Annotated in this window: 11 protein-coding genes; 5 read left to right on the forward strand and 6 right to left on the reverse strand. The window is 74.5% G+C overall.

Annotated elements, in window-relative coordinates; translation table 11 throughout:
* Window positions 1–6: 6 nt before the first annotated feature.
* The gene (locus ACSNN9_RS26365) at window positions 7–1,431 is read right to left on the reverse strand and encodes a glycosyltransferase family 39 protein (protein ID WP_436675938.1); all 1,425 of its coding nucleotides are present in this window, start codon (window positions 1,429–1,431) and stop codon (window positions 7–9) included.
* A 115-nt stretch (window positions 1,432–1,546) separates the two neighbouring features.
* Window positions 1,547–1,690, reverse strand: a complete 144-nt coding sequence (locus ACSNN9_RS26370; protein WP_436675928.1) for a hypothetical protein — start codon at window positions 1,688–1,690, stop codon at window positions 1,547–1,549.
* 334 nt (window positions 1,691–2,024) lie between these two features.
* Between ACSNN9_RS26370 and ACSNN9_RS26375 the strand changes: the two genes are divergently transcribed.
* The 4 genes from ACSNN9_RS26375 (at window position 2,025) to ACSNN9_RS26390 (ending at window position 5,554) form a co-directional block, all read left to right on the forward strand.
* Complete coding sequence (locus ACSNN9_RS26375; protein ID WP_436675930.1) at window positions 2,025–3,740, forward strand: nitrite/sulfite reductase; 1,716 nt, start codon at window positions 2,025–2,027, stop codon at window positions 3,738–3,740.
* 70 nt (window positions 3,741–3,810) lie between these two features.
* Entirely contained in the window at window positions 3,811–3,969 is a 159-nt protein-coding gene (locus tag ACSNN9_RS26380; RefSeq protein WP_121399684.1) for an IS1 family transposase, read from the forward strand.
* Window positions 3,966–4,751 carry a phosphoadenylyl-sulfate reductase gene (locus tag ACSNN9_RS26385; RefSeq protein WP_436675932.1) on the forward strand — a complete coding sequence of 262 codons (786 nt, stop codon included), beginning with the start codon at window positions 3,966–3,968 and terminating at the stop codon, window positions 4,749–4,751. The genes ACSNN9_RS26380 and ACSNN9_RS26385 overlap by 4 nt, the downstream gene beginning before the upstream one ends.
* Before the next feature lie 62 nt (window positions 4,752–4,813).
* Complete coding sequence (locus tag ACSNN9_RS26390) at window positions 4,814–5,554, forward strand: sirohydrochlorin chelatase (protein ID WP_436675940.1); 741 nt, start codon at window positions 4,814–4,816, stop codon at window positions 5,552–5,554.
* A 117-nt stretch (window positions 5,555–5,671) separates the two neighbouring features.
* On the opposite strand, the gene ACSNN9_RS26395 is transcribed toward ACSNN9_RS26390, so the two are convergent.
* Complete coding sequence (locus ACSNN9_RS26395) at window positions 5,672–5,929, reverse strand: WhiB family transcriptional regulator (protein ID WP_007072794.1); 258 nt, start codon at window positions 5,927–5,929, stop codon at window positions 5,672–5,674.
* Between the two features lie 451 nt (window positions 5,930–6,380).
* Window positions 6,381–7,331 (reverse strand): diacylglycerol/lipid kinase family protein, encoded by a 951-nt coding sequence (locus tag ACSNN9_RS26400; protein ID WP_358081227.1) that lies wholly within the window; start codon window positions 7,329–7,331, stop codon window positions 6,381–6,383.
* Between the two features lie 43 nt (window positions 7,332–7,374).
* Between ACSNN9_RS26400 and ACSNN9_RS26405 the strand changes: the two genes are divergently transcribed.
* Window positions 7,375–7,764, forward strand: a complete 390-nt coding sequence (locus tag ACSNN9_RS26405; RefSeq protein WP_357870517.1) for a hypothetical protein — start codon at window positions 7,375–7,377, stop codon at window positions 7,762–7,764.
* A gap of 45 nt (window positions 7,765–7,809) precedes the next feature.
* On the opposite strand, the gene ACSNN9_RS26410 is transcribed toward ACSNN9_RS26405, so the two are convergent.
* Together ACSNN9_RS26410 and ACSNN9_RS26415 are read right to left on the reverse strand one after the other, a co-directional pair.
* A complete protein-coding gene (locus ACSNN9_RS26410; protein WP_357870514.1) occupies window positions 7,810–8,217 on the reverse strand; it encodes an ATP-binding protein in 408 nt (135 codons plus the stop codon).
* 24 nt (window positions 8,218–8,241) lie between these two features.
* Window positions 8,242–8,719: N-acetyltransferase family protein (locus tag ACSNN9_RS26415; protein ID WP_436675936.1), on the reverse strand; the 478-nt coding region annotated here is incomplete at its 5' end.

The following is an 8,719-nucleotide window of genomic DNA, read 5'->3' on the forward strand; positions in this document are numbered from 1 at the left end:
GGTGGGTCAGCGGGTGAGCAGGGCCACGGTCAGCCCCGGACGTGGCCAGACCCGTTCGACGGTGAAGTCGGCGCGCAGCGCGTCGCCCTTCGCGCCGGGAACGGCGGCCAGCGGATCGTCGCGGCGGCCGGCCACGACCAGCCAAACCCGTTCGGCGCCGCCCAGGCACTCGGCAGGGTGGGCGCACTCGGCGGCCCACAGGTCGCCCCGGCGGGCCTGGTCCTCGGTCGCCAGCACGTCGCGGGGGCGACGGTCGCCCAAGTGGTACGCGAGTCCCAGGTCGAGGAAGAGCCAGCTCTCCCGGGGGGAGTAGACGACCGCGTCGCCGGGCCGCTGACCGTCGGCGACGATCCGGGCCACGCCCCGGTAGTCCACCGTCGCGCTGCGCGGCCACTCGTGGGTGCGCCGCAGCGCCGCCTGGTCGGGCAGCCCGAGCAGCCCGGCCAGGGCGACGACGGCCAGTGCGGGTGGCAGGGGCACCGCCGTCAGCGCCGCACCGGCCAGCAGGCAGGCGAAGGGCACCACGAAGACGAGGTACCGGGGCACCCAGAGCGGCACGACCAGCCCCGCGGCGAAGAGCAGCAGCACGGGCAGCAGGACGGCGAGCCCGGGCAGCAGGGCGCGGCGGCCCAGCCGTGCCGCGCCGAGGGCCGCGAGCCCCACCAGCACCCCGCCCACCACCCCGCTCTGCGTCACCCCGCCCGCGAGCGCGGCCAGGTCGTCGGGACGGGCGGTCTCCACCCAGCCGAGCTGCCGGGAACGCTGTTCCCTGGCGACCAGCACCAGCGGTGTCAGCAGCAGCACGGTCGGCAGCAGGGCGAGCGCCCAGCGCAGCGGACGGCTCGGCGGCCCCGCGCGGCGGGTGGCGAGCACTGTCACCGCGTGCGCGGCGAGCAGGGTGAGCGCGACCAGGTGGGTGAGCCCGAGGGCGGCCACGGCGGCGGCGTACCCGGCCCAGCGCGTCCACCGGGGCCGGGCGGTCGCCTCGACCAGCAGCAGGGTCGCCAGCACCGCCAGGAGGGTGGCCAGCGCGTACGGGCGGGCCTCCTGGCCGTACCGGGAGGTGCCCGGGAGCACCGCGAGGAGCAGCCCGGCGAGCAGCCCGGCCCGGGCGCCGAGCAGCCGCTGTCCGAGGACGGCGGTCAGCCCGGCCGTGGCGGCCATGGCCAGTGCGGCGGGCAGCCGCAGCGCGGTCACCGAGTCGCCGAAGACGGCCACCCAGGCGTGCATGAACAGGTAGTAAGGGCTGGTGGCCGCGTCGATGGTGCCGGCGAGCCGGACGAGGTCCCCGGGCGACCGGCTCGCCGCGCTCCAGGTGGCCAACTCGTCGCGCCACGGCTGCGCGTGGTCGATCCCGGTCAGCACGACGGCCAGCGTGAGCAGCGCCGGCCCGATCCAGATCACCCGGCCCGTGCGAGCCGGCCCGCCCACCGCCTCGCCCGCCGGCGGGACGCGGGCGCCGGGCAGGTCAGCGGAACCGGTCACGTACCGCAGCGTCACACAGTCCGGCCGTCCGGTGCGCCGATCCGCCGATCGGGCACCGGCGTCACTCCTCGACCGTGACCCCGTGCTTCCCGCACGCGGCACGGTGTCCGTCCGCTTCACCGCGGATCAGCACCCCGGTGGAGCGGCAGGCGCGCACGCCGCTGTCCTCGTCGTCGGGCGACGCGAAGTTGCGGTACGCCACCATTCCGCCGGCCCTCGCCCGAACAGGGCGGCCGCCGTGGCCGGGGGGTGGCCCGTGATGTGGGATCCCGCACGCGCTCGTTGGCCGGCCACCCGTGGGTGTGGCAGCATGACTCGCATGACCGCCGCTGTCGTCCGCCGCTTCGTGGCCCGCCGCCACGTCGATTACGGCCGCGTGCGCAGCGCGATCTGTCCGGCCCACTGACGACGCCCGACCAATCTGTCTCGGGCGCGCCTCGCGCCGGCTGCTCCGACACCGTTGTCGCCAGCCCGTTCCGACGGGTCGGCCGCGCGCCTTGCGTGTCTTCGAGGCACCGCAGACAACGGAGGACGCCGCCATGGCGGTCAGCAGCATTCCGGCCCGGGCCGGGGACCCGACGTCCCCCCGACCGGCCCGGGCCCCCCGCCGGCCCCGGGGGGAAGGTCAGTGGGCGCTCGGTCACCGCGAGCCGCTCAACCCGAACGAGCGGATCAAGAAGGACGACGATCCGCTGAACGTACGGGCCCGGATCGAGAACATCTACGCCCATCACGGGTTCGCCTCGATCGACCCGCAGGACCTGCGCGGCCGGTTCCGCTGGTGGGGCCTCTACACCCAGCGCAAGGCGGGCATCGACGGCGGCCGCACCGCCGTGCTGGAGCCGCACGAGCTGGAGGACGAGTTCTTCATGCTCCGGGTCCGGGTGGACGGGGGCGAGCTGAACCTGGCGCAGCTGCGGGTGGTCGCGGAGATCTCCCGCGAGTTCGCCCGGGACACCGCCGACATCACCGACCGGCAGAACATCCAGTACCACTGGATCCGGGTCGAGGACGTGCCGGAGATCTGGCGCCGGCTGGAGTCCGTCGGCCTGCAGACCACCGAGGCGTGCGGCGACTGCCCCCGGGTCGTGCTGGGCAGCCCGGTCGCCGGGGTGGCGCGCGACGAGCTGGTCGACCCGACGCCGGCGGTGGACGAGATCGTCCGCCGGTACGTCGGCGACAAGGCGTACTCGAACCTGCCGCGCAAGTTCAAGACCTCCATCTCCTGGCTGGTCGACACCCCGTACGAGGCGAACGACATCTCCTTCCTCGGGGTGGACCACCCGGACCACGGCCCGGGCTTCGACGTCTGGGTCGGCGGCGGCCTCTCCACGAACCCGATGCTGGCCCAGCGGCTCGGCGTCTGGGTGTCCCTGGACGAGGTGCCGGACGTCTGGGCGGGCGTGGTCGGCATCTTCCGCGACTACGGCTACCGCCGGCTGCGCAACCGGGCCCGGCTGAAGTTCCTGGTCGCCGACTGGGGCGTGGAGAAGTTCCGCGAGGTGCTGGAGAAGGAGTACCTGGGCCGGGCCCTGCTCGACGGGCCGGCCCCGGAGCTGCCGGAGAAGCCGGTGGACCACATCGGCGTGCACCCGCAGCGCGACGGGCGCAACTACGTCGGGGCCGCCCCGGTGGTCGGGCGGGTCTCCGGCGGGCAGCTCGCCCGGCTCGCCGACGTGGTCGAGGCGCACGGCAGCGGGCGGGTGCGGCTCACCCCGTACCAGAAGCTGCTGGTGCTGGACGTGGCGCCGGAGCGGACCGACTCGCTGGTGCGCCAGCTGCGCGGGCTGGGCCTGGAGGCGCAGCCGTCGGCCTGGCGGCGCGGCACCATGGCCTGCACCGGCATCGAGTACTGCAAGCTGGCCATCGTCGAGACCAAGGCGCGCGGCGAGGAGCTGGTGGCCCGGCTGGAGGAGCGGCTGCGCGACTTCGACGCCGACATCTCCATCCACCTCAACGGCTGCCCCAACGCCTGCGCCCGCACCCAGGTCGCCGACATCGGCCTCAAGGGCCAGCTGGTGGTCGGCCCCGACGGCACCCAGGTGGAGGGCTTCCAGGTCCACCTCGGCGGCGGGCTCGGCATGGCCGAGGGACAGAAGGCCGGGTTCGGCCGCAAGCTGCGCGGCCTGAAGACCACCGCCGAGGAGCTTCCGGCGTACGTGGAGCGGCTGGCCCGGCGCTACCTGGCCGGCCGGGCGACGGGCGAGACGTTCGCCAACTGGGTGATCAGGGTCGACGAGGAGGAACTCCGATGAGCGATCGAAGCGAGCGGGTCAGCGGAAGCCGTGTCCTTCGTCGCGGTGCCGCGCGCGGCGAGGTGACGCGATGAGCGAGACCCGTTCCGCGCCGCTGTACTGCCCGTACTGCGGCGAGGAGGACCTGCGGCCGAGCGAGGCAGGCCACGGCGCCTGGGAGTGCCACGCGTGCGCCCGGGTGTTCACGGTGAAGTTCACCGGCCTGCTCGGCCGGGCGGTGGCCCGGTGAGCGGGGGGACGGGCGACCGGCCCGGCCTCGTCTCCGCGGCGGGCCTGGGCCTGGTCGGCCCGGGCGGCCCGGCGCCGGCCGACCCGACCCGGCGTGACCCCGGCGAGCTGCGCGCGCTGGCCGAGGAGGCCGGCCGGGAGCTGGAGGGGGCGCCCGCGCTGGAGATCGCGCGCTGGGCGGCCGAGACCTTCGGCGACCGGTTCTGCGTCACCAGCTCCATGGCCGACGCCGTGCTGGCCCACCTGGTCTCCCGGGTCGCCCCGGGGGTGGACGTGGTCTTCCTCGACACCGGACTGCACTTCCCGGAGACGCTCCGGGTCCGCGACGAGGTGGCCCGGACGCTGCCGGTCAACGTCCGGTCGATCCGGCCGCGACTGACCGTGGGCCAGCAGGACGGCCAGTACGGCCCGCGCCTGTTCAACAAGGCCCCGGACGACTGCTGCCAGCTGCGCAAGGTGGAGCCGCTGGAGCGGGCGCTCGCGGGCTACGACGCCTGGGCCGCCGGGCTGCGCCGGGACGAGTCGCCGACCAGGGCGAACACGCCGGTGGTGACCTTCGACGCCCGGCGGGGCAAGGTCAAGGTCAACCCGATCGCGGCCTGGCGGCAGGCCGACGTGGACGCCTACGTCGCCCGCTGGAACGTGCCGGTCAACGAGCTGTTCAAGCAGGGCTACGGCTCGATCGGCTGCTGGCCGTGCACCCGCCGCACGAAGGCGGGGGAGGACCCCCGGGCCGGCCGCTGGGCCATGTTCGAGAAGACCGAGTGCGGACTGCACGTCTGACCGGGCCGGTCCCGGGCGCTCCCGCGTGGTCAGCGCCCGGGCCGTCGGGGGCGGCCGACCCGGTGGTCCTGGTCGCCCACGGCAGCCGGGACCCGAGGGCCGCCGAGGCGACCCGGGCGCTGGCCCGGGCCGTGTCGGCCGCCCGGCCGGACACGCCGGTGCTGGCGAGTTGGCTGGATCACACCGAGCCGGGACCGACGAGCGTGCTGCGGAGCCTGGCCGCCGCCGGGCACCCCCGGGCGGTGCTGGTGCCGCTGCTGCTCACCGCGGCGTACCACCGGCGGGTGGACGTCCCGGCGGCGGTCGCGGCCGCCCGGGAGGCGGGGCCACCGATCGCGGTACGGATGACCGACGTGCTCGGCCCCGCCGACGGCGAGGTGGACGCCGGTCTGCTGGCGGGGCTGCGCCGACGGTTGGGCGAGGCGGGGCCGGGGCGGTTCGACGCGCTGGTGCTGGCGGCGGCCGGCACGAGGGACGCCCGGGCGCGCGGGTCGGTGGGGCGGGTGGCCGCCGCGCTGCGCGTCGGTCTCGGTGTGCCCACCCGTGTGTCGTACGCCTCGGCGGCCCCGCCGGCCGTCGCGGCGGCGGTGGCGCGGCTGCGGGCCCGGGGCGCCGAGCGGGTGGCCGTGTCGGCGTACTTCCTGGCCCCGGGCATGTTCCACGACGCCGTGTCGGTGGCGGCGCGGGGCGCCGGGGCGGTGGCGGTGTCCGCCCCGCTGACCGACGCGCCGGAGCTGGCCGACCTGGTCCTGCGGCGCGTGGACGCCGTCGGCCGGGTGGCCGGGCTCACGGCCCGTCCATGATCAGGAGAGGCGCCCGGCGGGTACGAGCCGGGTGTGCGGACAGCGGAGACGGGTGTGCGGACAGCGAGACGCCCCGGCGGGCGTACCCGGCCGGGGCGTCTCGCTGGTGCGTGGGGATCAGGCGGAGTGAGCGCGCAGCACCCGGAGGCCACCGCGGCGCTTGACAGCCCGCCGCTCCTCCTCGCTCATCCCGCCCCAGACGCCGGCGTCCTGACCGGACTCCAGCGCCCACTGCAGGCACTGGTCGGTCACGGAGCAGCGCCGGCAGACGGCCTTGGCCTGCTCGACCTGCAGGAGAGCCGGTCCGGACGTCCCGATCGGGAAGAACAGCTCCGGGTCCTCGTCGCGGCAGACAGCATGGTGACGCCAGTCCATGGCGGCAACACTCCTCATTCTGGGTGGGTGGCAGATATTGCTTCTGTTGCTTTTCCTATATGCATCCGCAGCGCCGAATGGTTACGGTTCGCGTACGCCTATTCGGCAGTGCGTGAGCAGGCTGTGTCGGCCCCGCGGACCTGCTGGAACGGCTCAACCTGACGAGCGTATCCAGGCAATGTCCCGGTAACTCAAGTTCGCTTGTGAATACTTTCACGAACGCCCGGGATGTCAAGGGTGACGCTCGGAAAAACTCCGGGCGGTGAGCAAGCCCACAACCCCTTTGTCCGGATTCCAGCGTCTTCCTGGTTACCCGGCGTACCACTGTCGAGGATCAATATAGTACAGTCCGCGTGACATTGCTGACATTTCCGGCACCTGCCCCTCGGTGTGGCGGCCGTCGCATCGGTCTGGTGTCGCGACCGCGTCGACCTACGGCAGTACCCGAGACCTAGCAGATTACTCTCAGTGCGGCGGGAATGGATGTGAATCTGACTTTCTCCCGCTCGCCAAGGTAGTCGCCGTCGAGCTGGAACGCCTGCGGCCGGGCCGAGACCAGGGTGAACTCCGCGACGTCGTGCAGCCGCAGCACCTGGCGTCCGTGCGGATCCGGCGTCCGGGAGAAGAACTGCGTCACTGTGCGTGTCGTGCTGGCCACCCGCAGCTGCCGCAGGGCGAGCACGTCCAGGCCCAGATCGAACGACGCCTCCGGGTTCGGGTTGACCTCGCGGTCGCCCAGGTACGTCCACGGCGCGGTGTTCTGGATGATGACCGTCGCCAGCTCGCCCTCCGCCAGCTCGCCCGGGCGCTCCAGGCTGATCGCCGGGTGGCGGCGGTCGGAGTTGAGGAAGTACTGGGCGACGGTGGACCGGAAGTAGAGGGCGGGCGTCGACACCCGGCCCCGCCGGCGGGCCTGCTCCACCCGGTGGATGACCGCCGCGTCGACGCCGAAGCCCGCGCAGAAGGTGAAGTAGCGGTCGTCGGCCCGGCCGAGCCCGATCGTCCGGTACCGGCCCAGCCGCAGGCCCTCCAGGATCATGCTGGTGCCGTCCGGCCAGTCCCGGGGCAGGCCCAGCGCCCGCGCGAAGACGTTCGTGGAGCCGCCCGGCACGGTCGCGAGGGCGGGCAGCCGCTCGGCCGGCGTGATGCCGGTCGGCATGGTCGGCGGCTGCGCCGTCATCAGGCCGTTGACCACCTCGTTGACCGTGCCGTCGCCACCGAGCGTGACGACGACGTCGACGCCCTCCTCGGCCGCCTCGCGGGCCAGCGCGGTCGCGTGCCCCCGCCGTCGGGTGTAGCGCACGGAGAGGTCGACTTCGCTGCGCAGTGCCCGGACCAGGACGTCCCGGCTGCGCTCGCTGGTGGTGGTGGCCTTCGGATTGACCACCAGGACGGCCCGCATGGGCGGCACTGTACCGCGCACCGCCACGGGTATCGTGGCGCGCGTGACCATCGACTCCGACCCGATCCCCGTCACCCTCCGCTGGGCGGTCCGGTTGCTGCGGGCCGAGGCGGTCGCCGTGGGACTGGTCGCCGCCTGGCTGCTCTGGGCCGATCTCACCGCCACCACCACCGACCTCACGTCGGCGTTGCTGGTGACCGCGTTCGCGATCGGCGCGGCGGCGGCCCTCTGGGCGCTGGGCGGCGCGCTGACGCGCCGGCGGGCGGGAGCCCGGGCCCCGGCGATCGTGCTCCAGCTGATGCTGCTGCCGATCGGGTGGTTCATGGTCCAGGGCGGGATGGCGTGGCTCGGCGTACCGCTGATGGCGCTCGGCCTCGGCGTGACCGCCCTGATGGTCAGCACCCCCACCACCCGGGCCCTCGGTTTCGAGTGACCTCCGCCGGGCCCGTCCCGGGCCCGGCGCCGGGCGGGCGGACGGTCAGTAGTGGGAGGCGCGCCGGGTGAGCAGCGAGATGGTGGCCCGGCCGTCGCCGGCCGTCGCGGCCGCCGACGTGGTCAGCGCGGTGAGCACCTTCCAGGCGAAGGACGACTCGGCGGGGAGCGTGGCGCCGCGGACGGTCGGCACGGTCACCTCCACGGTGAGCGCGTCGTCGGTGACCGCGAAGCGGCAGTCGAGCTCCGCGTCGCGGGTGGCGATGGCGAGCAGCATGGCGCACGCCTCGTCGACGGCGATGCGCAGGTCCTCGATCTCGTCGAGGGCGAACTGGAGCCGCGCCGCGAGCCCCGCGGTCGCGGTACGTAGCACCCCGAGGTAGCCCCCGTCCGCGGGCACGGTGAGGTGCACGACGTCGTCGTCGGTCGTCGGCTGCCCGGTCAGTTGAGTCACCACTCATCCCCCCGGTCGGGGACTCTACCCGCTCGGTCGCCCGGACGTGTGGGGACCGCCACGTGCCTGTGCGGCGAGGCCGGTCAGGGCGTCCCCGCTGAGGCGGTAGGGGACCCACTCGTCCATCGGCCGCCCGCCGATCGAGGCGTAGAAGCCGGCGGCGGGGTTCCAGTCGAGCATGCCCCACTCCAGCCGCTGGTAGCCCCGCTCCACGCAGATCGCGGCCAGGGTGGCCAGCAGCGCCCGACCGGCCCCGGTGCCGCGCGCGGCCGGGCGGACGTAGAGGTCCTCCAGGTAGATGCCGTGCACGCCGGCCCAGGTGGAGAAGTTGAGGAACCAGAGCGCGAACCCGAACGGCTGGTCACGGCCGTCCACGGCCACGTGCCCGTGCAGCGCCGGAGCGGGGCCACGACTGCTCCGGCTCGGCGCGTCCGACGCCGCGCCGCTCGGAGCGGTCGCGAACAGGGCGGCGGTGAGCTGCTCCTCGGTGAGGTGGCACTGG

Source organism: Micromonospora sp. URMC 107, assembly GCF_051386315.1.
In the GTDB taxonomy this organism is placed as follows: domain Bacteria; phylum Actinomycetota; class Actinomycetes; order Mycobacteriales; family Micromonosporaceae; genus Micromonospora.

Bases quoted from the DNA above. Each gene is read 5' to 3' on its own strand.
- ACSNN9_RS26370 (WP_436675928.1), bottom strand. From the start codon at position 1,690: ATGGTGGCGTACCGCAACTTCGCGTCGCCCGACGACGAGGACAGCGGC.
- ACSNN9_RS26400 (WP_358081227.1), bottom strand. From the start codon at position 7,331: ATGCGGGCCGTCCTGGTGGTCAATCCGAAGGCCACCACCACCAGCGAG.
- ACSNN9_RS26380 (WP_121399684.1), top strand. From the start codon at position 3,811: ATGAGCGAGACCCGTTCCGCGCCGCTGTACTGCCCGTACTGCGGCGAG.
- ACSNN9_RS26395 (WP_007072794.1), bottom strand. From the start codon at position 5,929: ATGGACTGGCGTCACCATGCTGTCTGCCGCGACGAGGACCCGGAGCTG.
- ACSNN9_RS26375 (WP_436675930.1), top strand. From the start codon at position 2,025: ATGGCGGTCAGCAGCATTCCGGCCCGGGCCGGGGACCCGACGTCCCCC.